Annotated in this window: 20 protein-coding genes; 17 read left to right on the forward strand and 3 right to left on the reverse strand. The window is 70.4% G+C overall.

Going from position 1 to position 24,425, the window contains the following annotated elements; translation table 11 throughout:
* Window positions 1-435: a DUF6165 family protein gene (locus ACFFJC_RS16415; protein ID WP_379488572.1), complete on the forward strand. Its 435-nt coding sequence runs from the start codon at window positions 1-3 to the stop codon at window positions 433-435.
* Here ACFFJC_RS16415 and ACFFJC_RS16420 read toward each other — a convergent pair.
* Window positions 401-1,000 (reverse strand): histidine phosphatase family protein, encoded by a 600-nt coding sequence (locus ACFFJC_RS16420; protein WP_379488573.1) that lies wholly within the window; start codon window positions 998-1,000, stop codon window positions 401-403. The genes ACFFJC_RS16415 and ACFFJC_RS16420 overlap by 35 nt on opposite strands.
* 240 nt (window positions 1,001-1,240) lie before the next feature.
* Here ACFFJC_RS16420 and ACFFJC_RS16425 point away from each other — a divergent pair, with 240 nt between their 5' ends.
* Genes ACFFJC_RS16425 through ACFFJC_RS16450 form a run of 6 tightly spaced genes read left to right on the forward strand, consistent with a single transcriptional unit; the run spans window position 1,241 to window position 8,876 of the window.
* Window positions 1,241-2,356 carry an NAD-dependent epimerase/dehydratase family protein gene (locus tag ACFFJC_RS16425; RefSeq protein ID WP_379488574.1) on the forward strand — a complete coding sequence of 372 codons (1,116 nt, stop codon included), beginning with the start codon at window positions 1,241-1,243 and terminating at the stop codon, window positions 2,354-2,356.
* Window positions 2,353-3,441 (forward strand): NAD-dependent epimerase/dehydratase family protein, encoded by a 1,089-nt coding sequence (locus ACFFJC_RS16430; protein ID WP_379488575.1) that lies wholly within the window; start codon window positions 2,353-2,355, stop codon window positions 3,439-3,441. Before ACFFJC_RS16425 ends, ACFFJC_RS16430 begins: the two co-directional genes overlap by 4 nt.
* Before the next feature lie 11 nt (window positions 3,442-3,452).
* Window positions 3,453-4,571, forward strand: a complete 1,119-nt coding sequence (locus ACFFJC_RS16435) for a glycosyltransferase family 4 protein (RefSeq protein ID WP_379488576.1) — start codon at window positions 3,453-3,455, stop codon at window positions 4,569-4,571.
* Entirely contained in the window at window positions 4,568-5,680 is a 1,113-nt protein-coding gene (locus tag ACFFJC_RS16440) for a CgeB family protein (protein ID WP_379488577.1), read from the forward strand. Before ACFFJC_RS16435 ends, ACFFJC_RS16440 begins: the two co-directional genes overlap by 4 nt.
* On the forward strand, window positions 5,677-6,765 hold the full coding sequence (locus ACFFJC_RS16445; RefSeq protein ID WP_379488578.1) for a CgeB family protein: 1,089 nt from the start codon (window positions 5,677-5,679) through the stop codon (window positions 6,763-6,765). The genes ACFFJC_RS16440 and ACFFJC_RS16445 overlap by 4 nt, the downstream gene beginning before the upstream one ends.
* The gene (locus ACFFJC_RS16450) at window positions 6,762-8,876 is read left to right on the forward strand and encodes a bifunctional glycosyltransferase/UDP-glucuronate decarboxylase (protein WP_379488579.1); all 2,115 of its coding nucleotides are present in this window, start codon (window positions 6,762-6,764) and stop codon (window positions 8,874-8,876) included. Before ACFFJC_RS16445 ends, ACFFJC_RS16450 begins: the two co-directional genes overlap by 4 nt.
* 66 nt (window positions 8,877-8,942) lie before the next feature.
* Here the strand turns inward: ACFFJC_RS16450 and ACFFJC_RS16455 are convergent, their stop codons facing one another.
* Window positions 8,943-9,839: a pirin family protein gene (locus tag ACFFJC_RS16455; protein WP_379488580.1), complete on the reverse strand. Its 897-nt coding sequence runs from the start codon at window positions 9,837-9,839 to the stop codon at window positions 8,943-8,945.
* Between the two features lie 375 nt (window positions 9,840-10,214).
* On the opposite strand from ACFFJC_RS16455, the gene ACFFJC_RS16460 reads away from it, so the two are divergent.
* The 6 genes from ACFFJC_RS16460 to ACFFJC_RS16485 all read left to right on the forward strand — a co-directional run bounded on the left by ACFFJC_RS16460 (window position 10,215) and on the right by ACFFJC_RS16485 (window position 19,729).
* A complete protein-coding gene (locus tag ACFFJC_RS16460) occupies window positions 10,215-11,225 on the forward strand; it encodes a hypothetical protein (RefSeq protein WP_379488581.1) in 1,011 nt (336 codons plus the stop codon).
* A gap of 12 nt (window positions 11,226-11,237) precedes the next feature.
* Entirely contained in the window at window positions 11,238-13,943 is a 2,706-nt protein-coding gene (locus ACFFJC_RS16465; protein ID WP_379488582.1) for a caspase family protein, read from the forward strand.
* Window positions 13,944-13,949: 6 nt separating this feature from the next.
* The gene (locus ACFFJC_RS16470; RefSeq protein ID WP_379488583.1) at window positions 13,950-15,875 is read left to right on the forward strand and encodes a gluzincin family metallopeptidase; all 1,926 of its coding nucleotides are present in this window, start codon (window positions 13,950-13,952) and stop codon (window positions 15,873-15,875) included.
* Between the two features lie 157 nt (window positions 15,876-16,032).
* A complete protein-coding gene (locus ACFFJC_RS16475; protein ID WP_379488584.1) occupies window positions 16,033-18,297 on the forward strand; it encodes an FdhF/YdeP family oxidoreductase in 2,265 nt (754 codons plus the stop codon).
* Between the two features lie 53 nt (window positions 18,298-18,350).
* The gene (locus ACFFJC_RS16480; protein WP_379488585.1) at window positions 18,351-19,064 is read left to right on the forward strand and encodes a cytochrome c oxidase assembly protein; all 714 of its coding nucleotides are present in this window, start codon (window positions 18,351-18,353) and stop codon (window positions 19,062-19,064) included.
* Complete coding sequence (locus tag ACFFJC_RS16485; protein WP_379488586.1) at window positions 19,061-19,729, forward strand: cytochrome b; 669 nt, start codon at window positions 19,061-19,063, stop codon at window positions 19,727-19,729. Before ACFFJC_RS16480 ends, ACFFJC_RS16485 begins: the two co-directional genes overlap by 4 nt.
* On the opposite strand, the gene ACFFJC_RS16490 is transcribed toward ACFFJC_RS16485, so the two are convergent.
* Window positions 19,626-20,255 (reverse strand): c-type cytochrome, encoded by a 630-nt coding sequence (locus tag ACFFJC_RS16490; RefSeq protein WP_379488587.1) that lies wholly within the window; start codon window positions 20,253-20,255, stop codon window positions 19,626-19,628. The genes ACFFJC_RS16485 and ACFFJC_RS16490 overlap by 104 nt on opposite strands.
* 79 nt (window positions 20,256-20,334) lie before the next feature.
* Here ACFFJC_RS16490 and ACFFJC_RS16495 point away from each other — a divergent pair, with 79 nt between their 5' ends.
* The 4 genes from ACFFJC_RS16495 to ACFFJC_RS16510 are packed head-to-tail and all read left to right on the forward strand — an operon-like array spanning window position 20,335 to window position 24,416.
* Window positions 20,335-20,679 carry a c-type cytochrome gene (locus ACFFJC_RS16495; RefSeq protein WP_379488588.1) on the forward strand — a complete coding sequence of 115 codons (345 nt, stop codon included), beginning with the start codon at window positions 20,335-20,337 and terminating at the stop codon, window positions 20,677-20,679.
* Complete coding sequence (coxB, locus tag ACFFJC_RS16500) at window positions 20,669-21,631, forward strand: cytochrome c oxidase subunit II (protein ID WP_379488589.1); 963 nt, start codon at window positions 20,669-20,671, stop codon at window positions 21,629-21,631. The genes ACFFJC_RS16495 and coxB overlap by 11 nt, the downstream gene beginning before the upstream one ends.
* Window positions 21,628-24,150 carry a cbb3-type cytochrome c oxidase subunit I gene (locus ACFFJC_RS16505; RefSeq protein ID WP_379488590.1) on the forward strand — a complete coding sequence of 841 codons (2,523 nt, stop codon included), beginning with the start codon at window positions 21,628-21,630 and terminating at the stop codon, window positions 24,148-24,150. The genes coxB and ACFFJC_RS16505 overlap by 4 nt, the downstream gene beginning before the upstream one ends.
* The gene (locus ACFFJC_RS16510) at window positions 24,147-24,416 is read left to right on the forward strand and encodes a hypothetical protein (RefSeq protein ID WP_379488591.1); all 270 of its coding nucleotides are present in this window, start codon (window positions 24,147-24,149) and stop codon (window positions 24,414-24,416) included. Before ACFFJC_RS16505 ends, ACFFJC_RS16510 begins: the two co-directional genes overlap by 4 nt.
* The last annotated feature ends 9 nt before the right edge of the window (window positions 24,417-24,425 follow it).

Genomic DNA, 24,425 nt, shown 5'->3' on the forward strand with positions numbered 1-24,425 from the left:
ATGGCGACCGTTCCTTCCGTGCCGGTATCCTGGGGCGAACTGCTCGACAAGATCACCATTCTCGACATCAAGCGCGAACGCCTGCCCCAGGGCGCGGCGCTGGCGAACGTCGAGAAGGAACACGCGCTCCTCACTGCGGCGGCCCGCGACGTCCTGTCCTCGCCGCTCGTCGCGCCGCTGATCGAGCGGCTGAAGCGCGTCAACGAAACGCTGTGGGACGTGGAGGACGCCATTCGCGAGCAGGAGGCGGAAGCCCGCTTCGGACCGCGCTTCGTGGCGCTGGCGCGGTCGGTCTACCAGACCAACGACACGCGCGCCGCGATCAAGCGCGAGATCAACATGCTGCTCGACTGCGAACTGGTGGAGGAGAAGAGCTACGCCGACATGGCAGCCCGCCCGGTCACCCCGACCCTGGTCGCGGCCCGCGCCGGTTGAGCGCCACGAGGCGCATGGCGCCGGCCTCCACCGCCAGCGTGGTGATCGAGCCCGGGTCGCAGTCGAAGCGGAAGATCCGGTCGAACGGCAGCCCGAGCACGTGCGCCACCACGCCGCGGATGACATCGCAATGGGTGAAGCAGACTGCCGGCGACGCATCCGCTTCCAGGGTTGCCAGCCCATCGACGGCCCGCGCGATCGCCTGCGCCATCGTCTCGCCGTCGGGGCAACGGGCGGTGGACCGCTCCGCATTCCAGCGGTGCCAGCAAGCATCCCGGTCGAGCTCGGCGAAACTGCGGCCGGTGAAGTGCCCGAAGTCGATCTCGTCGAGGGCGGGGGTCGTCAGTACGGGAAGCCCGCGCGCCTGGGCGAGCGGCGCCGCGGTGTCGCGCGCCCGCCGGCGGGGGCTGCTGTGGATCGCCCCGATCTCCTCATCGCCCAGCAGCCGGACCACCTTGCGCGATTCCTCCTGCCCTGCCGCGTTCAGCGCGATCTCGGAGCGGCCGCTGAGGACGCGGCCTACTTCGTCGTGCGTGCCATGGCGTACCAGATGTATCAGACCCATGGCGGCGCTTAGACAGTAGCCTCGGTAAAGACACAAGCCTCCGCGAAGACACAGGGGCCCATCCGCGCGGTTCCTGAACACACCCCCGAAGATAACCTAAATCAAGCACCGAGCTTCGTTGCAGAGGGGGAGGGAACAAGATGAAGAAGATGGTGTTGATCCCCGCATCGGCGCCGAACCGTGCCCAGCGCACACAGCGGCAGTCGTCCATTCATTCGATAGTGGAGGCGGGGCTCACCTATGGCGGAAAACGTTCTTATCACCGGCGGCGCTGGTTTCATCGGCCGGCAGGTCACGGCCGAACTGCTCCGGCGCGGCAACCGCGTGCGGGTGCTCGACTGCATGCTGGACCAGGTCCATGGCGGCGTGGCGCGGCCCGAGGGTCTGGACCCCGAGGCGGAGCTGATCGTCGCCGACGTGCGCGATGGTAACGCCGTCGCCAACGCGCTCAAGGGCGTGGACAGCGTCGTCCACCTCGCGGCCGAGGTGGGCGTGGGCCAGTCGATGTACGAGGTCGAGCGCTATACCTCCGCGAACGACGTCGGCACGGCGGTGTTGTTCGAACGGCTGATCGACAACCCCGTCCGCCGGGTGGTCACGGCCTCCTCGATGAGCATCTATGGCGAAGGCCTCTATCGCGACGCGGACGGCAACCTGATCGAGAATGCGGAGCGCGGCGTGATCCGCGACGGCCAGAAGGTCTGGGATCCGCTGGACGCCGAAGGACGGCCGCTGATGCCGATCGCCACGCCGGAGTGGAAGCGCCCCAGCCTCGCCTCGATCTACGCCCTGAACAAGTACGTGCAGGAGCGCACCACCCACATCATGGGTGCGCCTTACGGCATCGAAAGCGTGTGCCTGCGCCTGTTCAACGTCTACGGCCCCGGCCAGGCGCTGTCGAACCCCTACACCGGCGTCCTCGCCATCTTCGCCTCGCGCCTGCTCAACGGGCAGCAGCCGATGATCTTCGAGGACGGCGAGCAGCGCCGCGACTTCGTCCACGTCAGCGACGTCGCCCGCGCGTTCGCCGATGCTCTGGTGCTTCCCCAGGCCTCGGGCCAGACCTTCAACATCGGCTCGGGTGCGGATCGCTCGGTCACCGAAGTGGCGCAGTCGCTCGCGCGCGCCATGAACAAGAACGACATCGCGCCCGAGATCGTGGGCAAGGCCCGCATCGGCGACATCCGCCACTGCTTCTGCGACACCGCGCTCGCCCAGGAGAAGCTCGGCTTCCAGGCGCGGCAGGACTTCGAGGAAGGGCTCGCCGAACTGGCCGAGTGGGTCCAGCAGCAGACCGCGGAGGACCGGGTCAACCAGGCGCGCGCCGAACTCGAGGCGCGAGGGCTGGTGGCATGATGGAAGCCAGCGACCGCCCGATCCTCATCACCGGCGGCGCCGGTTTCATTGGCTCCAACCTGGCCGACCGGCTGGCCGGACAAGGGCACCCCGTGATCGTCTTCGATGCCCTCTCCCGGGCCGGGGTCGAGCGGAACCTCGCCTGGCTGCAGGCGCGCCACGGCGACAGGATCCAGCCGGTGATCGGCGACATCCGCGACGGTGCCCTGCTGGCGGACGCCGTGCGCGGCGCGCGCGCGGTGTTCCACATGGCCGCGCAAGTGGCCGTGACGACCAGCCTCACCGACCCGCGCGAGGATTTCGACATCAACCTGAGCGGCACGTTCAACCTGCTCGAAGCCGTGCGCCGCGCCCCCGTCCCCGTGGTGTTCGCCTCCACCAACAAGGTCTATGGCGACCTTGCGGACCTGGAATTCGCACCCACCCGCGACGGCTACGCGCCGGTCGACGAGGCCGTGCGAACCCACGGCATAGGCGAAGCCCGCCCGCTCGACTTCCACACGCCCTACGGCTGCTCCAAGGGCGCGGCCGACCAGTACGTGCTCGACTACGCGCGCAGCTACGCGGTTCCGGCGGCCGTGTTGCGCATGAGCTGCATCTACGGCGAGCGCCAGATGGGGACCGAGGACCAGGGCTGGGTCGCACACTTCGTGATCCGCGCCCTCGAAGGCAAGCCCATCACCCTCTACGGTGACGGGCACCAGGTGCGCGACATCCTGGACGTGAGCGATGCGGTGGATGCGTACCTGCGCACCTGGCAGCATATCGACGCGGTGGCCGGGCGAGCCTTCAACCTGGGCGGCGGTCCGGCCAATGCCGTCAGCCTGCGCACCCTGCTGGCCCACGTCGGCAGCTTCCTCGGCAAGGACCTGGACGTCAGCTTCTCGGACTGGCGCGCGGGCGACCAGCGCTATTTTGTCGCCGATACCCGCGCGATCCGCACCACGCTGGGCCTGGGCACGGCCACGCCCTGGCGCGAGGGCGTCGAACGCCTGGCGCGCTGGCTGGCCGGGGAACGCGGCCTCGACCTCCCCGGCAGCGAGGAACCCGTTGCCGCCATGCCGGCCCGGGCCGCCGCGCTGTGAACGCAGAAGGATTGCGGATCCTCCTTACGCTCGATGCCGTGGGCGGCGTCTGGCAATACGGCATGGACCTCGCCCGCGGTCTCGTGGCACGCGGGGTGGAGCCGGTCCTCGCCGTGCTCGGCCCCGCGCCCGATGCCGGCCAGCGCGCGGAGGCATCCCGGATCGAGGGCGCGCGCGTGGTGGAGACCGGCCTTGCGCTCGACTGGCTCAGCGAGGGGCCGGAGCCGGTACTGGCGGCCGGCGCCGCCATCGCCACCCTCGCCCGCGACGAGCACGCCGATCTCGTCCAGTTCAACATGCCCACGCTCGGCGCCGCGACGCCGCCGCCGGTCCCGGTGATCGCCGTGACGCACGGCTGCGTCGGCACCTGGTGGGAAGCCGCCAAGCGCGGCGAAGCGCTCGATCCCGCCTATCACTGGCACCGCGACCTGATGGGAGAAGGCCTGCGCAGCGCCGACCGCCTGGTCGCCCCGACGCACAGCTATGCCCGCACCATCCAGCGGCTCTATGCGCTTCCTGACACGCCGCAGGTCGTCCACAACGGCCGCACCGTGCTCGTCGAGGGCGCCGGGGATCAGCCGATGCGAGGCGAGCCGACCGGCGGCGTGCTGACGGTCGGGCGGCTGTGGGACCGGGTCAAGCGCGCGGACCTGCTCGACGCCGTCGCCGCGCGCATCGGCGCGCCCTTCGCCGCGGCCGGTGCCGCCATCGGTCCGCACGGCGAGCGCGCCGAGCTCCATCACCTTCGGCTGCTCGGGCAACTGGACGCAGCGGGCCTTGGCGCCGAACTGGCGAAGCAGCCCGTCTTCGTGTCCGCAGCCTCCTTCGAGCCCTTCGGCCTCGCCGTCCTCGAGGCCGCGCAGGCCGGTTGCGCCCTGGTCCTCTCGGACATAGACAGCTTCCGCGAACTCTGGGACGGCGCCGCCGCATTCGTGCCGCCGGACGACAAGGCTGCCTACGTCGGAGCGATCGAGCAGTTGCTGCACGATCCGGCGGAGCGCCGGCGCCTCGGCGAGGCGGCGCGCCAACGGGCGGGTCGCTACTCGCCCCAGGCGATGGCGGACGCCATGCTCGCGATCTACGCGGACGCGCTGGCCGAGGGAACGTGCAGCGGGAGAGTGGCGGCATGAAGATCGTCTATTTCACCCACTCGCTGGCCTCGTGCTGGAACCACGGCAACGCACACTTCCTGCGCGGCGTCCTGAGCGACCTCGTCACGCGCGGCCATGAGGTCTCGGTGTGGGAGCCGGCCGGCGCCTGGAGCCTCGAGAACCTGCTGGCCGACCACGGCGAGGCCGGCCTCGCGGCCTATCGCGACAGCTATCCGGAGCTGTCCTCCGCCACGTACGAGCCTCAGACACCCGTGGAGCCGCTGGTGGACGATGCCGACCTGGTGATCGTCCACGAGTGGAACGATCCGCAGCTCGTCGCCGCGGTCGGCCGCCTGCGCGCGCAGGGCGCGGCGTTCACGCTGCTGTTCCACGACACCCACCACCGCGCCGTCAGCGAACCCGAAGCCATGCGCGCCTACGATCTGTCGGGCTACGACGGCGTTCTCGCCTTCGGGGAAACCCTCAGCGAGGTCTATCGCGGCTGGGGCTGGGGCGGTCGGGTATGGACCTGGCACGAGGCCGCGGACGTACGCCGCTTCCACCCGCCGCAGGCCGGGGGCCCGCGCGAGGGCCTGGTGTGGATCGGCAACTGGGGCGACGGGGAGCGCACCGAGGAACTGGAGCAGTTCCTGTTCCGCCCGGCCCAGGACGCCCGCCTGGCTCTGGACATCTACGGCGTGCGCTATCCCGAAGCCGCCCGCGCCACGCTGGCGCGCTACGGCGTGCGGTACCACGGCTGGGCTCCCAACGCGCGGGCACCGCAGATCTTCGCCGGTCACCTGGCCACGGTCCACGTGCCGCGCCGCTACTATTCCACGATCCTGCCGGGCATCCCGACCATCCGCGTGTTCGAGGCGCTCGCCTGCGGCATTCCGCTGGTCTCGGCCCCGTGGGAGGACGCCGAGCACCTGTTCCGCCCGGGCGAGGACTACCTCGTCGCCCGGGACGGGGCGGAAATGACGCGCCACCTTGCCACCCTGCGCGACGATCCCTCGGTGCGTGCCGAACTCGTCCGCAAGGGCCTGGAGACGATCCTGGCCCGCCACACCTGCGCCCACCGTGTCGACGAACTCCTCTCGATCGTCGCCAGCCTGGCCCAACCCCAGACCGCCAAGGACGCCGCATGAAGATCGCATTCTACGGATCCAGCCTGCTCTCCTCCTACTGGAACGGCGCCGCGACGTACTACCGCGGCATCCTCAAGGCGCTCGCCGGGCACGGCTACGAGATCACTTTCTACGAACCCGACGCCTTCGACCGCCAGCAGCACCGCGACATCGAGCCCCCGCAATGGGCGCGCTCGGTGGTCTACCCGGCGACGCAGGAGGGCCTGCGTTCCGTGCTTGCCGAAGCCGGCGCGGCCGACATCGTCGTCAAGGCCAACGGCGTGGGCGTGTTCGACCGCGAGCTGCTCGAAGGGATCGTCTCCGAAAGCCGGCCCGATGCGCTGCGCATCTTCTGGGACGTGGACGCCGCCGCCACGCTCGACGAGATGCGCGGCGATGCCAGCCATCCGGTGCTGCAGGCGCTGCCGCATCTCGACATGGTGCTCACCTATGGCGGCGGGCCGCCGGTGGTGGACGCCTACACCGGCTTCGGCGCGGCGCTGTGCGAGCCGATCTACAATGCGCTCGACCCCGAAACGCACCATCCCGCGCCCCACGATGCGCGGTTTACCGCCGACCTCGGCCTGCTCGCCAACCGCCTGCCGGACCGCGAGGCGCGCATCGAGGAGTTCTTCCTGCGCCCCGCCGCGCAGTTGCCGCAGTCGTCCTTCCTGCTGGGCGGCAACGGCTGGCACGACAAGGCGATGACCCTCAACGTGCGCGCCATCGGCCATGTCGGCACCGGCGATCACAACGCGTTCAACTGCACGCCCCGCGCCGTCCTCAACGTGGCGCGCGATTCCATGGCACACATCGGCTTCTCGCCGGCGACGCGCGTGTTCGAGGCCGCGGGCGCGGCCGCGTGCCTGATCACCGACGCCTGGGAAGGCATCGAGCAGTTCCTCAAGCCCGACGAGGAAGTGCTGGTGGCCCGCGACGGCCAGGACGTCGCCGAGATCCTCGGCGCCCTCACCCCCGAGCGCGCCGAAGCCATTGGTGAGGCTGCGCTGCGCCGCGTGCACGCGGAGCACACGTATGCGCTCCGCGGCCGGCAGGTCCACCGCATCTTCCAGGAACACCAGCAGCGCGCAACGGAGCCAGCATGAAACTCGTCGTACTCGGACTGAGCCTGGGTTCCTCCTGGGGCAACGGCCACGCCACCACCTTCCGCGCGCTGCTCGCCGCCCTCGCCGCGCGCGGGCACGACATCCTGTTCCTGGAGCGCGAGGTCCCCTGGTATGCCGGCGCAAACCGCGACCTGGCCGATCCGGACTTCTGCCGGCTCGAATACTACCGTGACCTGGACCACCTGTCGCTCTGGAGTGACGAGATCGCCGGCGCGGACGCGGTGATCGTCGGCTCCTACGTCCCTGACGGCGTCGAGGTCGCGCGCTTCGTGCAGGCGCATGCCCGCGGCGTCACCGCCTTCTACGACATCGACACGCCCGTCACCCTCGCCAAGCTGGCCCGGGGCGACTACGAGTATCTTTCGCCCGAGGTGATCCCCGGCTTCGACGTGTACCTGTCGTTCACCGGCGGCCCCACGCTGCAGCGGATTGAGCAGGAGTACGGCGCCAAGGCCGCCCGCGCGCTCTACTGCTCGGTCGACCCGGAGCCCTACCGGCCGCTCGGCATCGCCAAGCGCTGGGACCTCACGTATCTGGGCACCTACAGCCCGGACCGCCAGCCGACGCTCGAGAGGCTGCTGCTCGAACCGGCGCGGCGTCGGCCGGACCTGCGCTTCGCGGTCGCTGGTCCGCAGTATCCCGCCGAGATCGACTGGCCGGCGAACGTCGAGCGCATTGAGCATCTTCCCCCGTCCCAGCATGCCGAGTTCTACAGCGCCTCGCGCATGGCGCTCAACGTCACGCGCGCCGACATGATCGCCGCAGGCTGGTCGCCCTCGGTGCGCCTGTTCGAGGCCGCGGCCTGCGGCACTCCGATCCTGTCGGACCGCTGGGACGGCATCGAGAGCCTGTTCGTCCCGGGCGAGGAGATCGTGCTGGCCGACACCAGCGAAGACGCCATCGCCGCGCTGGCACGCCCGTCCGAGGCGCTGGGCGAAGCCGCGCGCCGGCGCGTGCTCGACGCCCATACGGCAGCCCACCGCGCGGGCGAGCTGGAGAACCATCTGTTCGAAGCGATGGCGCGGTCGGCATCCGCGCCACAGGAGAGGAGCACCATGATGATCGCCGAGACCCAGCCCCATGGCGAGCCGCTCACCCTTGTCGCCGGGGGTGCGGGCTTCATCGGCTCCCATCTCTGCGCCGAGTTGCTCGCACGCGGCAAGCGCGTGGTCTGCCTGGACAACCTGCAGACCGCGCGCCCGTCCAACCTCAGGCACCTCGAAGCGCACCCGAACTTCGAGTTCGTCGAGGCCGACATCGTCAATCCGCTGCCGGCCTCGATCGTGGATCGCGCCGCGCGGTTCGAGCGGGTCTACAACCTGGCCTGCGCCGCCTCTCCGCCGCAGTACCAGGCCGATCCCGAGCACACGATGCTCACCTGCGTGGTCGGCACGGACCACCTGCTTCGGCTGGCCGAGACCTCGGGAGCCCGCTTCCTGCTGACATCCACCAGCGAGGTCTATGGCGATCCCGAAGTCCACCCCCAGCGCGAGGACTACCGCGGCTGGGTGAACTGCACCGGACCGCGCGCCTGCTACGACGAGGGCAAGCGCGCAGCCGAAGCGATGGCGTTCGACTTCGCGCGCATGGGCCGCGCCGACGTCCGTGTGGCGCGCATCTTCAACACCTATGGCCCGCACATGCACCCCGACGACGGCCGGGTCGTCTCCAACCTGATCTGTCAGGCGCTTTCCGGGCGTGAGGTGACGATCTACGGGGACGGCAGCCAGACCCGCAGCTTCTGCTATGTCTCCGACATGGTCGAAGGCCTGATCCGCCTGATGGAGAGCGACATCGACGGCCTGGAGCCGATCAACCTGGGCAATCCCGAGGAGCGCACCGTCAACGAGCTGCTCGACGCGATCCTCGCGCTGATCGGGCGGTCCGCGACGGTGACGAACCTGCCGCTGCCGGTGGACGATCCCCGCCGCCGCCGTCCCGATATCGCACGCGCCGAGACGCTGCTGGGATGGACTCCCCGCATGCCGCTTTCGGAAGGCCTGGCACGCACCTGCGCCTGGTTCGCCGAGGAAATCACCACGTGCGAGTGCGAGGAAGGCATGACCGCAGTCTCCATCGCGGCTGAATGATGGGACGGAGCCTCGGTCGCGCCGGCACGGTGCGGCCGAGGCTCCGTTTCCGGCGCGAGGCGGTCCTCAGGCCGGCAGCGGGATGAATTCGTCTTCGCCGGGGACGCGGGCGAAGCGGTCGGACTTCCAGTCCGCCTTCGCCTGCTCGATCCGCTCGGCCGAGGACGAGACGAAGTTCCAGAAGATGTGGCGCTGCTCCGCCAGCGGCTCGCCGCCCAGCAGCATCAGGCGCGTCGGTCCCTTGGCCCGAACCACCACCTCGGCATCGGGCTTGAGCACCACCAGCTCGCTTTCCACGAAGCCGCCGGTCTGGCCCTCGATCTCGATCGCGCCCGAGACGACGTAGAGGGCGCGCTCGATGTGCTCAGGCCGGACCTGGTAGCGGGCGCCGTCCTGCATCACCAGGTCGGCGTAGACCATGTCCGAATAGGTCCGCAGCGGCGAGGTCATGCCGTCCGAGGTGCCGGCGATGAGCGTCATGCGGGTGCCGCGATCCTCTGCCACCGGCATCTCGTGCGCCTTGTGGTGGGCGAAGGCGGGCGCGGTCTCCTCCGCCTCGCGCGGGAGCGCGATCCAGGTCTGCAGGCCAAACAGCTTGCCGCCGCTGGCCCGGACCTCGGGCGAGGTGCGCTCCGAATGGACGATGCCGCTGCCGGCGGTCATCCAGTTCACTTCGCCGGGCCGGATCGCCTGGACCGAACCGAGCGAATCGCGGTGGAGGATCTCGCCTTCGACCAGGTAGGTCAGCGTGGACAGGCCGATGTGCGGATGCGGGCGCACGTCGAGGCCCTCGCCACTGCGGAACACGGCCTCGCCCATCTGGTCGAAGAAGATGAACGGGCCGACCATCCGGCGCTGCGCGGTGGGAAGGGCACGGCGGACCTGGAAGCCATCGCCGAGATCGCGGACGGGCGGGAGGACGACGAGATCGACACCTTCGATGTCGGATAAGCGGACGGACATGGGACTCTCCTTATCCTGTCTGAAAAAGCCGGTCTGGAATGACGGGCGGACCGCGGGATCCGCCGGGTAGAAGAGGAACGCCCTCTTCATGCAGACCTTGTATCGCCGGCCGGCCTTTCAGTTCAGCCGGATAAACTCGTTCGAACCGTTCGAGAACGTGGAACAGCGGTATCCGCGTGCCCCACGCGTCCGGCGCGGCGCCGGGCGCACGGCTTTTCTTTCCTGAGCCTAACATGACGCGAAACGTCATGAGACTTCTTCTTTGCTGTGGTAGTAAATTGCAGCCGTTCGGAGTCGTCTCGGGAGTATCGCTCCAGTCCGTCCGGCCCGATCGACCTTGGAACTACGGGGGTTACCTTGGGGATCTTCGCTATCATGGGCGAGACGGTCGTCTCGCAGACCGACATGCTCGACGACGCGCAGGCGCGGGACGCGCGCGGTCCGCTGGGCGGGCCGGGCGAGGTCCTGCCGTTCAAGCCGATCGGCAAGGGCCTGCCGCTGCTGGTCTACCTGGAGCGGATCTACACCGGCAAGTACCCCAAGCAGGGGCCGTTCCGCGGCACCGACGTGGGCGTGATGTCGGGCGTCAAGGACTACGCCGTCCTCCAGGCCACCGCCCGCGCGCTGAACCTGATGCTCGACGATGTCGAGCCCCGCTCGCACATCACCGGCTCGGCCTTCGACGAAGGCACTCCGGTGGTGCTCTATTCGCCCGCCGTGATGGCCGACAGTCTGATCCTCAGCATCGAGATCGCGGTGAACCGCTTCGACCGCGAACTGTTCGACGGCGTGGCCCGGGCGCTCAAGGCGGCCGGCGGGATGCCGCTGATGATGCCTTACGCCGGCGCGCTCCTGGCCGCCGGAGAGGTCGTCAACATCGGCAGCAAGCTGGCCGATGCGCTGATCGACGGCGATCCGGTGTTCTCCATTACCGAGGCGCTGAACTTCGGGCTGCCCGGCCGGCCGCTCGCCGTGGCGGACCACTGGCTGCTCACCCACGCCGACCTCGCCGGCCACCGCTACGACCCGGCGCGCGGGCTGGTCGGTCCCGACGGGAAGGCCTATGCCGGGGACGAGCCCTACGTGGTGCTGACGCTGGACGGGACCGAGCGGCCCGAGCTCAACGGCTTCGCCGCGCGCGCCGCCAGCGCCGCGCAGCTGGAGCGGTTCTACGGCTCTGCCGGCAAGAACGGCGGTGCGGCTTCCGTCGACGCCCTGGTCGAAGGGCTGCAACTCGTCTCCGACATGCGCCTCAAGGGCGAGGCGGACCGACTGGAGGCGCAGATCGCCGCCGTTCCGGATGCCGCCACGAAGCAGAAGCTGGAGGAGAAGCGGCAGGCCATCGTCAAGAACATCGCCACCGAGATCCTGCGGCCGGCATCCTGAGGGGAGGAAACCATGCGATCGTTCCAGTCGGTTGACGCAGCCGCCTTCGTCCGGCTCATCCGGGACTTCCCGTGGACGCGCCGGATCGTCGAGGTCCATCTCCACCACACCTGGCGGCCGCGCCAGGCGGACTACCGCGGGCTGCCCACGATCGAGGCGATGTGGCGCCACCACACGCAGGTCAACGGGTGGAGCGACATCGCCCAGCACGCCAGCATCGCGCCGGACGGCACGATCTGGATCGGCCGCAACTTCAACTGGTCGCCCGCCTCGGCCTCCGGCTTCAACGGCAACAGCAAGGCCGGGCCGTTCATGATCGAGATGATCGGCGACTTCGACAAGGGCCGCGAGACGATCTCGGCCGCGCAGAAGGATGCCGCGCTGACCGTCATCAAGGCAGTGCAGCAGCACTTCGGCCTGGAGGCGAAGGCACTGCGCTTCCACAACGAGATGTCGACCAAGAGCTGCCCCGGCACCAGCCAGGACAAGGGGCAGTGGATCCAGGCCATCGCGGCCTTCGCCCTGCCCGACGCCCCGGCGGAGACCCGCCGCGACGCCTTCACGGCGCAAGGCGGCGGCAGCTACGCCATGATCGACAAGATGGACCCGCGCGCCCCGCAGACCGACGACCTCGCCGCGGCCGACCACCCGCTCGAGTGGCCCGAGGTCGCGGACGGCGCAAGCCGCGACCTGTTCTCGCCCGCGCTGGACCCGGGGATCGTCGAGGCGCTGTCGGACCACATCGTCAACCTCACCCAGGGCCGCTTCTCCAGCGGCGGGATCGTGCAGACCGACGCCGGCGACGTCGACCGCGTGTTCGACGAGGTGCTGCCGCGAGAGATCGCCGCTGCGGGAGACGCGGGCAAGGTCCGGCTCCTGCTCTATGCCCATGGCGGGCTCACCAGCGAGAAGTCGGCGCTGCTGGGCGCCTACGACCAGCTGCGCTTCTGGCAGGCGAACGGCGTCTATCCGCTGTTCTTCATCTGGGAGACCGGACTGGCGGAGACGCTCAAGCAGATGCTCCTGGGCGCGCGCGGCCTGCAGGAGGCGCCGCGCGGAGGGCTGGCCGACTGGATGGACGACCGGGTCGAGGACACCGTCCGCTTCCTGGGCGCGGACAAGATCTGGTCCGGCATGAAGCGCAGCGCCGAGCGGGCCAGCGCTCCGGACGGCGGTGCCGCCTACGTCGCGCAGAAGATCGCGAAGCTGCTGGACGACCATGGCGATGCGATCGAGCTGCACCTGGCCGGCCACAGCGCCGGCAGCATCTTCCATACCTACCTGCTGGGCGCGTTCGGCCCCGACGTGGTGGTCGAGACGGCGCACTTCCTGGCTCCCGCGATCACCTCCGATCTCTTCCAGGAGCGGTTCGCCCCCGCGGTCGGGCAGCAGGTCAGGGACCTGACCGTCTACACCATGACCAAGGCGCGCGAGCGTGCCGACACGGTCACCCCGCTCTATCGCAAGTCGCTGCTCTACATGATCTACGGCGCGCTCGAGCCCGAGCGGGACGTGGACATCCTCGGCCTCGAGGTCTCGCTGCGCGGCGATGCCGCGCTGCGGCGCCTGTTCGCGCTGGACGGCGGCCCCGGCCGCGCCGCCCGGGTGATCTGGTCGCCGGGCAGCGATGCCGGCTCCGGCTCGGCGAGCGATTCGACGAGCCACGGCGGCTTCGACAACGACGCTGCCACCCTGGAAAGCGTGTGCCGCCGGATCACCGACCGGGTGAACGGCGAAGCCATTTCGCCCTATGTCGGCACGCGGGCCTTCGAAGGCCTCTGGGACGCCCCGCCGGCCCTGCCCGAGCACCTGCGACCCTACCTCTCGGCGTTCCCCGCGGCGGCCGCGGCAGGGCCCGCGCCCTCCGCGCCCTCCTCTTCGGCTTCCTCCCCGGCGCAGCCGTCCGCCTCCGCGCCGGTGGGGATGCGCAAGGCGCTGTGCTTCGGCATCGACAACTACCGGCACATTTCCGGCCTGCGCGGCTGCCTCAACGACGTGGCGCGCTGGTCCGCGGCCTTGAAAGGCATCGGCTTCCAGGTGAGCACGATCCCCGAGCAGGAAGCGACCTCGGAGACGATCATCGCGCAGCTGTCCGCCTTCATCGGCTCGGCCGCGGCGGGCGACCGGCTCGTGGTGCAGTACGCCGGCCACGGCACGCTGTTCCCGGACGCCGACGGCGACGAAGGCGGCAAGGACGATTCCGCCATTTGCGCGGTCGACTGCAACAATCCCGGAGGAACCGGCGGGCTGGTGCTCGACGACGCCATCTACCGGGCCGTCCAGCTCCTGCCCCCGGGGGCATCGGTCACCTTCTTCATGGACTGCTGCCATTCGGGGACCGTCATGCGCGCGCTGCTGGCCCCGCCGCCGCCGGCGCCCGAGCCCGGCGTGCTGGCCCGCTACGTCGAGCCCACGCCCGGGATGATCGCGGCCTGGAAGGCGGCCAAGGCGACGGCGCCCCAGCAGAGCCGCGCGCTGACCGCGCAGGCCGGGCTGATCGGCATCCAGTTCTCCGCCTGCCAGGACCAGCAGGTCGCTTTCGAGTCCAACGGCTCGGGCGACTTCACCATCCGCGCCGTGCCCCTGCTCGCCCGCGCCTCCGGCCTCACCAACCGCGAGTTCCACGACGCGCTCATCAAGGCCTTCGGCGCCCAGGCGCGGCAAATACCCAACCTGTACTGCGACCCCGCCGCCTTCGACCAGCCGATGGCGCTCTGAGCCGCCATGGCCACGCGTCCGACAGAGCCGGTCTCGGAGGCCGTCAGCAGCGAGGCGCAGAGCCGTGTCCCGCCCACGCCGGCGATCGACCCGTCGGACCCGCTGCCGGACGGGGCCGGCACGCTGTTCCACTTCGGCAAGCGGCTGATGCGGGCGGGCAAGCTGCGCTCCTACGCGCACCGGCCGGGCGATCCGCTCTACCGCACGCTGTCGATCTACGCGCTGGACCCCAGCGTGTCGAAGCTCGGCGGCGCGATCGCCAAGGTCAAGATCCCCTACGAGGCGCTCGGCGAGCGCCTGTGCGGCGCCATCGTGGAGGTGGACAACACCGACGCGAACGGCACCGCCTATCCGGCAGCCGAGCTCGACAGCATCCCGGTGCTGCTGAACGGCGGGTACACGCCTTCGCTGTCGCGGCCCGAGTTCCACCAGCAGATGGTCTATGCCGTGACCATGCTGACCTACGCCAACTTCAAGCTCGCGCTCGGGCGCGAGGTGCCCTGGGCGATCGCGGGCGAGCAGGACGGATCGGCCCGGCTCAGGCTGCGCCCGTTCGGAGCGAACGCCGCCAATGCCTGGTACGATCGCGAGCGCGGCGAGATCATCTTCGGCTACTTCACCGCCACCCAGTCGCGCCCGCTGATGCAGGCGGGGCAGAGCCTCGTCTATACCAGCCTCTCGCACGACATCATCGTGCACGAGGCGAGCCATGCCCTGCTGGACGGGCTGCGCGCGCACTTCTTCGAGCCCACGCATGCCGACGTCCTGGCCTTCCACGAGGCCTTCGCCGACCTCATCGCGTTCTTCCAGCACTTCGCCTACCCCGATGTCGTCCGCTCCGCCCTGTCGTCCTCGCGCGGGGGGCTGGCGAACGCCGAGCAGCTCGTCAGCCTGGCGCAGGAGTTCGGCCGCGCGATCGGCGTGGAGGGTCCCGGCCTGCGCACCTTCGTCAAGCCGGAGGCGCACTGCCAGGTCGAGTACGACGAGAGCGTGACCGATCCGCACACGCGCGGGCAGGCGCTCACCCGCGCCATCTTCTGCGCCTTCGACCGCCTCTACCAGCGGCGCATCCGCCGTTATGTGCGCCTCGCCACCGGTGGCTCGGGGGTGCTGCCCGACGGCGAACTGTCCGAGCTGATCCTGGAGATCCTGGTGGACGAGGCGAGCAAGCTCGCCAGCCAGTTCCTCACCATCTGCATCCGCGCCATCGACTACTGCCCCCCGGTGGACGTGCGCTTCGGCGACTACCTGCGCGCGCTTATCACCGCCGACATCGACCTCGTCCCCGACGACGCGCTCGCCTATCGCGAGGCGATCATCGAGGCCTTCGGCAGCGCGCGCATCTATGGCGAGGGGGTGGACAGCATGAGCGAGGACGCGCTGCAATGGCGCAAGCCGCGCACCGAGATCGTGACCGGCGCCGACCTCAAGCTGGGCGCCCTGCACCTGAGCGACGATCTCGCCGACCTGCACGACAGGACCGACATGATGCACCTGGCCGGGGCGATCGGCCGGCTCGCCGCCGATCCGGTCTACGCGCGCGAGTTCGGCCTCGTCAGCCCGCGCGCGGTCGAGTTCGTGGAAGGCGAGACGGGCCTGCCCACGGTGGAATCGGTGCGGATCGCGCGGCGGATCGGGCCCGACCGGCAGATCGCCTTCGACCTCGTCGCCGAAGTCACGCAGCGGGTGTTGGTCCGGCGCGACGGCAAGCTCTTCCCGTTCTACGGCGGCGCCACCGTGATCCTCGATTCCACCGGCAAGATCCGCTTCATCATCAGCAAGCGGGTCGACCACGAAGGGCGGCGCGACCTGCAGTGGGACTACATGCACCGGGCCGGGGCGCGGTTCTGGTCCACCGACCCCCAAGCCGGGATGATGACGCGCACGGCCAACATCGCCAAGCGGCTCTGCCAGCGCGACCACTCCGCCTGAGCGCCCCGATTGCGCAGGGCGCGCAGGTAAATTTCCGCAGATTCAGGCACTCGCGGCGTCCTGCGGGGTTAACGCAAGAAGCCCTGGCGATCGCCCGCGCCTCGCGCACGGCACCGCAACGGCTGCCCGACCCACGAACCGGCCTGAGGAGAGAGCGATGGACAACCTGGTCAAGCCGCGGCGCTATCATCACGCCACCGGCGGCTGGGGCTCGCTGGACGGCATGGCGCGCGTGGAGGTGGCGAGCAAGGCGCCCCCCGAGGCGCTGCGCACGCTGTCCGAGCAGAACAAGCCCGAAGGCTACATGTGCAGCTCCTGCGCCTGGGCCAAGCCGCCCAGCCCGCACCCCGCGGAGTTCTGCGAGAACGGCGCCAAGGCGACGATCTGGGATCTCACCTCCAAGCGCTGCACTCCGGAGTTCTTCGCGCAGCACACCGTCACCGCGCTGGCGGAATGGGAGGAACACGAGCTGGAGAAGGTGGGCCGCCTCACCCATCCGATGCGCTACGACGCCGCCAGCGACCGCTACGTGCCGGTGGCCTGGGACGAGGCGCTCGAGGCCATCGGGCGCACGCTGCGCCGGCTGGAGCCCCGCTCGGTGACCTTCTACGCCTCCGGCAAGGCGGCGCTGGAGCCGTCCTACCTCTACGGCGTGTTCGCCCGCATGTACGGGAACAACAACCTCCCCGACAGCTCCAACATGTGCCACGAGACCACCTCGGTCGGGCTCAAGAAGGTGATCGGCTCCCCGGTGGGGACCTGCACCTTCGAGGACCTCCAGCATTGCGAGGCGATCTTCTACCTGGGCCAGAACCCGGGCACCAACAGCCCGCGCATCCTCCATCCGCTGAAGGACGCGGTCGAGCGCGGCTGCCGCATCGTCGCCTTCAATCCGCTGCGCGAGAAGGGCCTGATCGAGTTCGTCGACCCGCAGAACCCGTGGCAGATGACGCTCGGCAAGCCGACCCCAATCGCGGACCAGTACGTGCAGGTCCGCCCCGGCGGCGACATCGCCGCGCTCACCGGCGTGTGCAAGCGGGTGCTGGAGCTGGAGGACGAGCGTGGCGGCGTGCTCGACCACGCCTTCCTGGCCGAGCACTGCCACGGCTTCGAGGCGTTTGCGGCCCAGGTCCGCGCCGCGGCCTGGGACGAGATCGAGCGCCATTCGGGCGTGACCCGGGCCGAACTGGAGCGCGCGGGCGACTCCTACGTCGCGGCGCGCAGCGTCATCGGCATCTACGGCATGGGCCTGACGCAGCAGGTCCACGGCTCGCAGGCGATCGGCATGCTGGTCAACCTTCTGCTGCTGCGCGGCAACATCGGTCGCCCGGGCGCCGGTTGCCAGCCCATCCGCGGCCATTCCAACGTCCAGGGCCAGCGCACCGTCGGCATCTCCGAGAAGCCCGAGCTGGTGCCGCTCGACAAGCTGCGCGAGATCTTCGGGTTCGATCCGCCGACCGAGAAGGGCCACACCACGGTCGAGTTCCTGGAGGCCCTGCTCGACGGAAGCGCCAAAGGCTTCGTCGGGCTCGGCGGCAACCTGGCGCGGGCCGTGCCGGACCATGCCAGGGTCCATCCTGCCTGGCGCGGCATGGAGCTGACCGCGCACGTCGCCACCCGCCTCAACCGGACGCACCTGATGCCCGGCAAGGAGAGCTACCTCCTGCCCTGCCTGGTCCGCGCGGAGGAGGACATCCAGGCGGGCGGGCCGCAGACCGTCACCATCGAGGACAGCTTCAGCCACATCTACGGCTCGATCGGGCGGCGCAAGCCCGCCAGCCCGCACTTGCGCTCCGAACTGGCGATCGTCGCCGGGATCGCCAAGGCAACCCTCCCGCCCAACCCGCTGTGGAGGTGGGACGAATGGGCGGGCGACTATCGCCAGGTGCGCGAGCTGATCGCCCGCACCTACCCCGACGAGTTCCACGACATGGACGCGCGGATGAACCAGCCCGGCGGCTTCTATCGCGGCAACCCCGCGCACGAACGCGTGTGGAAGACCGAGAGCGGAAAGGCCGAGTTCACCGTGCCCTCGGTCTGGACCTCGCACGGCTTCGACGAGGCGCCGGGGCGCTACACCCTGGTCACCTTGCGCTCGAACGACCAGTTCAACACCACCGTCTACGGCCACTCGGACCGGCTGCGCGGGCTCGAAGGCGATCGCATGATCGTGCTCGTCAGTCCCGAGGACATGGCGGCCGCGAACCTCTCCGAAGGCCAGAAGGTGACGCTCGTCACCGATTGCGGCGAGGGCATCCACCGCGCCGTCGCGGGGCTGGCGGTCACTCCTTACGACCTGCCCCGCGGCTGCCTGGCCGGCTACTTCCCCGAGCTCAACCCACTCGTGCCGCTGGAGCACCACGACCAGCTCTCCAAGACACCCGCCGCCAAGGGAGTGCCGGTGCGGATCGTCGCGGACTGAGGGAATAGCGCGCCGGACCGGGAACCGGGTGCGGAACGGGCGGTTGCGCTAGCATGGAGCCGGGCACCATCCCCTATTGCGGCGCGCCGCCCCTTCCCCATGACCTGTGGACCCGCTGGAACCCCGACCCGGTGCTGGCCGCAGTCCTGGTGCTGGCCTTTGCCGCGCTGACGCGAGCGGGCGGGCGACCGGCGCCGCTGTGGGCCGGGTTCGCGCTGCTGGCAGTCCTGTTCGTGTCGCCGCTCTGCGCGCTGACCTCGGCGCTGTTCAGCGCCCGCACGGTCCATCACCTGCTGCTGGTCGAGCTGGTCGCCCCGTGCCTGGCGCTTGCCCTGCCCCGCGGCGGCCGCGCGCTTCCCTCGTGGACGCTGGCGCAGGCGGTGGTGGTGTGGATCTGGCACGCCCCGCCCGCCTACGCCCTCGCGCTGGCGAACGACGGCGTCTACTGGCTGATGCAGGCCAGCATGCTCGCCGTGGCCGTGGGCTTCTGGCGTGCCGTCCTGGCCGCCTCCGCCCCCGCGGCGGGCGCCGCGCTGCTGGCGACGATGGTGCAGATGGGGCTGCTGGGCGCCCTGCTCGCCTTCGCAGGCCGGGCGATCTACGCCTTCCACTGGACCACCGTGCAGCCCTGGGGCCTCTCTCCGCGCGAGGACCAGCAGCTTGCCGGGCTCATCATGTGGGTGCCCGGAGCCGGCGCCTACCTCCTGGCGGCGCTGGCGCTGACCGGGGCCTGGCTCTCCCGCCGCGAACGGGCGATGGCGGCGTGATCGCGGCGATCCGGCGCTGGGCCGCTCGCCATACCGCCGAGCGGCGCTATTCGCCGGTCGGCGTCGCCTTCCACTGGACGATGGCGGCGCTCATCACGCTGCAGCTCTACTGGGGCTGGCACGTCGGCCGGCTTCCCGTGGGCGAGGCCAAGCTGGAGGGCTACCGCCTGCACTCCGAACTCGGCCTGCTGATGCTCGTACTGGCCGCGCTGCGCCTCTCGTGGCGTGTCATCGTCCCGGGGCCGGAGAACGATGCGGACAAGCTGGGCTGGCAGACCCAGCTCGCCTACCTCACCCACGGGCTGTTCTACACCTGCTTCTTCGCCCTGCCGCTGAGCGGATGGGCGATGTGGTCGGCGCTGGGCGACGCCCCGCCCCTCTCGCTCGGTGGCGTCCCGTGGCCGCAGATGCCCTTCCACGACATTCCCATCGCCATGCAGTGGGCGATCCTCGACTGGGCCGAAGGCATCCATGCGCTGCTGGTCATCCTGCTGCTGGTGATGGTCCCGCTGCACGCCGGGGCCGCGATCAAGCACCACTTCTGGGACAAGCACGACGTGCTTATCGGGATGCTGCCTGAGCTTCAGGCCGACGAGCCGGCGGAAGCGGAGGCGCGGCGTGGCCTGCGACCAGGCGGACCTCCTCCGGCGTCAGCGCCCGGCTGACCTGCAGCATCTGCGCCATGCCGTCGCCCCGCCGCTTGCCCGCCCGCCACGCCTCGAGCTGGGCGGCGATATAGGCTGGCGACTGTCCGGCCAGCGGCGGATTGGCGGCGTCCCCGCCCTCGCCCCGCACCCCGTGGCACCCGGCGCACCGGGCGCGGTACAGCGCGGATGTCTGTGCGAACGGCGTGCCGGTTCCGGGCAGGCCCGCATAGTAGGCCGCGACCCGCGCCCGGTCCTCTCCGCTGAGGCGCCGCACGACGGCGCGCATCGCCTTGTGATCGCGCCGGCCGTTCGCATAGTCGTCGAGCTGGCGGTGGAGATAGCCGGCGTCCAGCCCGGCGAGGCGGGGCGCCAGCCGCCCGTCGCCCTCGCCGCGAAGGCCGTGGCAGGTGACGCAGGCGTGGGCGGCACCGCCGTCGCCCCCGCTGAAGGCGATCACCTCGCCCGTGGACCGGAAGGCGGGGTTGCCGCCTTCGGCGCCGCAGGCGGAGAGGGCGAGCGACAGAACGAGGAAGGAGCGGCGCATCGTCAAGCGGAACCATCGCGACGGCCGACTGTTCCGCTTGACGATGGATGAACGAAGGACGAGGGCCCGCTTCGCACTGATGGCCGCAACGCTTCTAGCCGGCTGCGAGAACGTGGCCGTGGAGCCGAACGCGGCGGGACCCGCGTCCGCGACGCGCGGCCGCCTCGCCGCCGAGCGGCTGGGCTGCGGCGCCTGCCACGTCATTCCCGGCCTGTGGCCGCGCGGAACCTCGGGCCCGTCGCTGGCCGGTTTCGCCGAGCGCGGCCTGATCGCGGGCACCCTTCCCAACCGCCCCGATGCCCTGGCCGCCTTCCTCTTCAACCCCCCGGCCACCGTGCCCGGCACCGGCATGCCGCGCGTGCCGATGACCCGCGCGCAGGCCGCCGACATCGCCGCATTCCTGCACCAGCCCGATGCCCGCTGAGACGGGGCTGCGCGCCATGCTGGGCGGGTGGCCGCCGGCCGTCCTCGATCCGGCAGGGCCTTACTCCAAGCCGGTGACGCAGCTGTCCTGGGCGCTGCTGGTCGGTGGCGGGGTGGTGTTCCTGATCGTGCTCGCGGCGCTCGGCATCGCGCTATGGGGCAAGCGCGCGGTGCGGGACAGGCTGGGCGGCGACCGCGCGATCTGGATCGGCGGCGTCGCCTTCCCGGTGGTGGTGCTGACGGTGCTGCTCGCCTGGGGCTTGTGGCTGACCTCCGACCTCCAGGCGCGGGGCCCCCGCCCGGGCGAGATGCGCGTGCGCGTCACGGGCGAGATGTGGTGGTGGCGGGTCGCCTACCTCGACGGCGCAGGCCGCGCGGTGGTGCAGGACGCCAACGAACTGCACGTGCCGGTAGGGCAGAGCGTGCTCCTCGAACTCGAATCCGCCGACGTGATCCACAGCTTCTGGGTGCCGCAGCTTTCGGGCAAGATGGACATGATCCCGGGCCGGCGGAACCTGCTGCGCATCCAGGCCGACCGACCGGGGACCTACGGCGGCCAGTGCGCCGAGTACTGCGGCGGGCCCCATGCGCTGATGGGGTTCGTGGTGGTGGCGCACACGCCCGAGAGCTTCCGGCGCTGGCACGCGCAGCGCCTGGCACCGCCTCCGCCGCGGGACAGGGGCCGGGGTGAGGCGCTGTTCCGCTCCAGCGGCTGCGCCGCATGCCACACGATCGCAGGCACGCCGGCGCGTGGGCTGGCCGGGCCCGACCTTACCCACGTCGGCTCGCGCCGGACGCTGGGCGCGGGGATCCTCCCCAACAACCCGGGTACGCTGGCGGGATGGATCGCCGGCAGCCAGGCCATCAAGCCCGGCAACCGCATGCCCGACTACAAGCAGCTCCGCGCCGACGAGCTCAACGACCTGGCCGCCTACCTCGCGGGCCTGAAATGAGGTCGGAGACGGGTTTCGACCCCGCGCTCTACCGCCGCTTCCCCACGCAGGACGCGCGGCCCGAGGGGGAAGAGGAGGCGCTGCGCCGCATCTGGTGCGCGCCCAAGGGCTGGGAATACCTCACCGTCGTCAACAACAACTACGTCGGCATCTATTATCTGGGAACGGCCTTCCTGTTCTTCCTCCTGGCGGGCGTCCTGGCGCTGCTGATGCGGGTGCAGCTGGCCGCGCCGCTGATGGCGGTGTTGCCCCAGGCGACCTACAACCAGGTCTTCACCATGCACGGCACGGTGATGATGTTCCTGTTCGCGGTGCCGATGGTGGAGGCGGCGGGCGTGCTGCTGCTGCCGCAGATGCTGTCCGCGCGCGACCTGCCCTTCCCGCGCCTTTCCGCCTATGCGTTCTGGGCCTATGCGGTGGGGGGCCTTGCCTTCTTCGCCTCGCTGTTCGTGGGCCTCGCGCCCGACGGCGGGTGGTTCATGTATCCGCCGCTGACCTCCAAGGCGTTCTCGCCCGGCATCAACACCGACTTCTGGCTGCTGGGCATCGGCTTCATCGAGATCAGCGCCATCGCCGGCGCCATCGAGATCATCGTCGGCGTCCTGCGCACCCGCGCGCCGGGCATGAGCCTGGACAAGATGCCGATCTTCGCCTGGGCCATGCTGGTCTTCGCGGTGATGATCGTGATCGCCTTCCCCAGCGTGATCCTGGCGACGCTGCTGCTGGAGATCGAGCGCGCCTTCAACTGGCCCTTCTTCGATGCCACCCGCGGCGGCGACCCGGTGCTGTGGCAGCACCTGTTCTGGTTCTTCGGGCACCCGGAAGTCTACATCATCTTCCTCCCCGCCGCCGGGATGATGAGCATGATCATCCCCACCGTCGCCCAGACCGAGCTGGTCGGCTACCGCCTGATCGTGCTGGCCATGGTCGCCACCGGCTTCATCAGCTTCGGGGTCTGGGCGCACCACATGTTCGCCACCGGGCTGCCGCCGATGACCTCCGGCTTCTTCTCCGCCGCCTCGATGGCGGTGAGCGTGCCGGCGGGCATCCAGGTCTTCGCGTGGATCGCCACCTTCGCGGCCGGCAAGCCCCGGTTCAACGCGCCCGGCCTGTTCGCGATGGGCAGCGTGGTGGTGTTCGTCACCGGCGGGCTCACGGGCGTGATGGTCGCCCTCGTCCCGTTCGACTGGCAGGTCCACGACACCTACTTCATCGTCGCCCATCTCCACTACGTGCTGATCGGCGGCATGGTGTTCCCGCTGTTCGCCGCGATGTACTACTGGATCCCGATGGTGAGCCGGCGGCCGCTGTCGGAACGATGGGGGCGATGGGTCTTCGCGCTCATGTTCACCGGCATGAACGTCGCCTTCATGCCGATGCACCTTGCCGGCTTCATGGGCATGCCCCGGCGCGTCTACACGTATCTCCCCGGCAGCGGCTGGGACCTGCCCAACCTCGTCTCCACGCTGGGCGCCTTTCTGCTGGCGGCGGGCGTGCTGCTCTTCCTCCTCGACCTCGCCCGCAACTTCCGCCTCGCGCCCAGCGAGGGAAACGCGGGCAACGTCTACGGCGCCGGCACGCTCGAGTGGCTCCCCACCGAACTCTACTCCACCCGCTCGATCCCGGTGGTGAGGAGCCGCGAGCCGCTGTGGGACGACCCGCAGATCTGCGACGACGTCGAGCAGGGCCGCTACTTCCTGCCCCGCTCGGCGACCGGGCTGCGCGAGACGATCGTCACCAGCCCCCTCCTCGCCGAGCCGCAGTACGTCCAGATCATGCCCGGCCCCTCGGTCTGGCCCTTCGCGGCCGCCCTCTTCACCGCCGGCTTCTTCCTCGCGCTCACCGTGCAGGCCTATACCTTCGGGCTGGCCAGCGGCGTGCTGGGCGTGCTGGCGGTGATCCGCTGGCTCTCCGACACCGACCGCCCGGTGGCCGAGCACGAGGTCGACATCGGCGCCGGCATCCGCGTCCCCACCTACGTCACCGGCCCGCAGAGCCACGGCTGGTGGGCGATGGTGATCCTGATGGTGGTCATGGGCATGATCTTCGCCATGGCGCTGTTCGGCCTCGCCTTCCTGTGGGGAAACCAGCCCGACTTCTGGACGGCGCCGCCGCCCTTCGCCGAGGGACTGCCGATCGCGCTCGGCTACCTGCTGGTGATCGCCGCGGCCTGGGGCACCCGCCTGCTGCACCGCCGCGGCTTCGATCTCGCCGTCGCTCCCGCCCTCCTCGCCGCGCTCGCGGTGCCCGGGCTGATCTGGCTCGACGCGCGCGCCTGGCTGGCGATCCTGGCGCCGCAGAGCAGCGGCCAGGCCGCCTCGGTCTTCGCGCTGCTGGCGCTGCAGGCGATGGTGGCGGGGATCGCGCTGCTGATGGCGCTCTACCTCGGCTGGCGACGGCTGCGCGGCGCGGTGACCGCGCGCCGCAACACCACGCTCGATCTCACCTGCCTGTTCCTGGGCTACACGGGTGCGCAAGGGCTGGTCGGCACCCTCTTCGCGCGCGCCATCGGAGCATGAGCACCTGGTTCATCCTGCTCGGCGGCCTGCTGGTCTGGACCGTGCATTTCTTCGGCCTCTACGCCATCGCCGAGATAGCCCCGTCCCCGCTCGCCGTCGCGGCGCTGACGCTGCCCTGCCTCCTCGCCGACGCCGCGCTGCTGGTGCGGCTGCGCCGCCTCCCCGCGCGCGACGGCTTCGGCGCGTGGCGCCGCTCGGTCGCGCTCGGGGGAACCGCGATCAGCCTGGTCGCGGTGTGCTGGCAGGCCCTTCCCGCCGTCCTCTAGCCGTCAGCC

It is taken from the genome of Novosphingobium soli (genome assembly GCF_042432915.1).
Lineage (GTDB): Bacteria > Pseudomonadota > Alphaproteobacteria > Sphingomonadales > Sphingomonadaceae > Novosphingobium > Novosphingobium soli.

Excerpts from the sequence above, each read along its gene's own strand:
- ACFFJC_RS16415 (WP_379488572.1), top strand. The coding sequence starts at position 1 with ATGGCGACCGTTCCTTCCGTGCCGGTATCCTGGGGCGAACTGCTCGAC.
- ACFFJC_RS16420 (WP_379488573.1), bottom strand. The coding sequence starts at position 1,000 with ATGGGTCTGATACATCTGGTACGCCATGGCACGCACGACGAAGTAGGC.
- ACFFJC_RS16425 (WP_379488574.1), top strand. The coding sequence starts at position 1,241 with ATGGCGGAAAACGTTCTTATCACCGGCGGCGCTGGTTTCATCGGCCGG.
- ACFFJC_RS16430 (WP_379488575.1), top strand. The coding sequence starts at position 2,353 with ATGATGGAAGCCAGCGACCGCCCGATCCTCATCACCGGCGGCGCCGGT.
- ACFFJC_RS16440 (WP_379488577.1), top strand. The coding sequence starts at position 4,568 with ATGAAGATCGTCTATTTCACCCACTCGCTGGCCTCGTGCTGGAACCAC.
- ACFFJC_RS16445 (WP_379488578.1), top strand. The coding sequence starts at position 5,677 with ATGAAGATCGCATTCTACGGATCCAGCCTGCTCTCCTCCTACTGGAAC.
- ACFFJC_RS16450 (WP_379488579.1), top strand. The coding sequence starts at position 6,762 with ATGAAACTCGTCGTACTCGGACTGAGCCTGGGTTCCTCCTGGGGCAAC.
- ACFFJC_RS16455 (WP_379488580.1), bottom strand. The coding sequence starts at position 9,839 with ATGTCCGTCCGCTTATCCGACATCGAAGGTGTCGATCTCGTCGTCCTC.
- ACFFJC_RS16460 (WP_379488581.1), top strand. The coding sequence starts at position 10,215 with ATGGGCGAGACGGTCGTCTCGCAGACCGACATGCTCGACGACGCGCAG.
- ACFFJC_RS16465 (WP_379488582.1), top strand. The coding sequence starts at position 11,238 with ATGCGATCGTTCCAGTCGGTTGACGCAGCCGCCTTCGTCCGGCTCATC.
- ACFFJC_RS16470 (WP_379488583.1), top strand. The coding sequence starts at position 13,950 with ATGGCCACGCGTCCGACAGAGCCGGTCTCGGAGGCCGTCAGCAGCGAG.
- ACFFJC_RS16475 (WP_379488584.1), top strand. The coding sequence starts at position 16,033 with ATGGACAACCTGGTCAAGCCGCGGCGCTATCATCACGCCACCGGCGGC.
- ACFFJC_RS16480 (WP_379488585.1), top strand. The coding sequence starts at position 18,351 with ATGGAGCCGGGCACCATCCCCTATTGCGGCGCGCCGCCCCTTCCCCAT.
- ACFFJC_RS16490 (WP_379488587.1), bottom strand. The coding sequence starts at position 20,255 with ATGCGCCGCTCCTTCCTCGTTCTGTCGCTCGCCCTCTCCGCCTGCGGC.
- ACFFJC_RS16495 (WP_379488588.1), top strand. The coding sequence starts at position 20,335 with ATGGCCGCAACGCTTCTAGCCGGCTGCGAGAACGTGGCCGTGGAGCCG.
- coxB (WP_379488589.1), top strand. The coding sequence starts at position 20,669 with ATGCCCGCTGAGACGGGGCTGCGCGCCATGCTGGGCGGGTGGCCGCCG.
- ACFFJC_RS16505 (WP_379488590.1), top strand. The coding sequence starts at position 21,628 with ATGAGGTCGGAGACGGGTTTCGACCCCGCGCTCTACCGCCGCTTCCCC.
- ACFFJC_RS16510 (WP_379488591.1), top strand. The coding sequence starts at position 24,147 with ATGAGCACCTGGTTCATCCTGCTCGGCGGCCTGCTGGTCTGGACCGTG.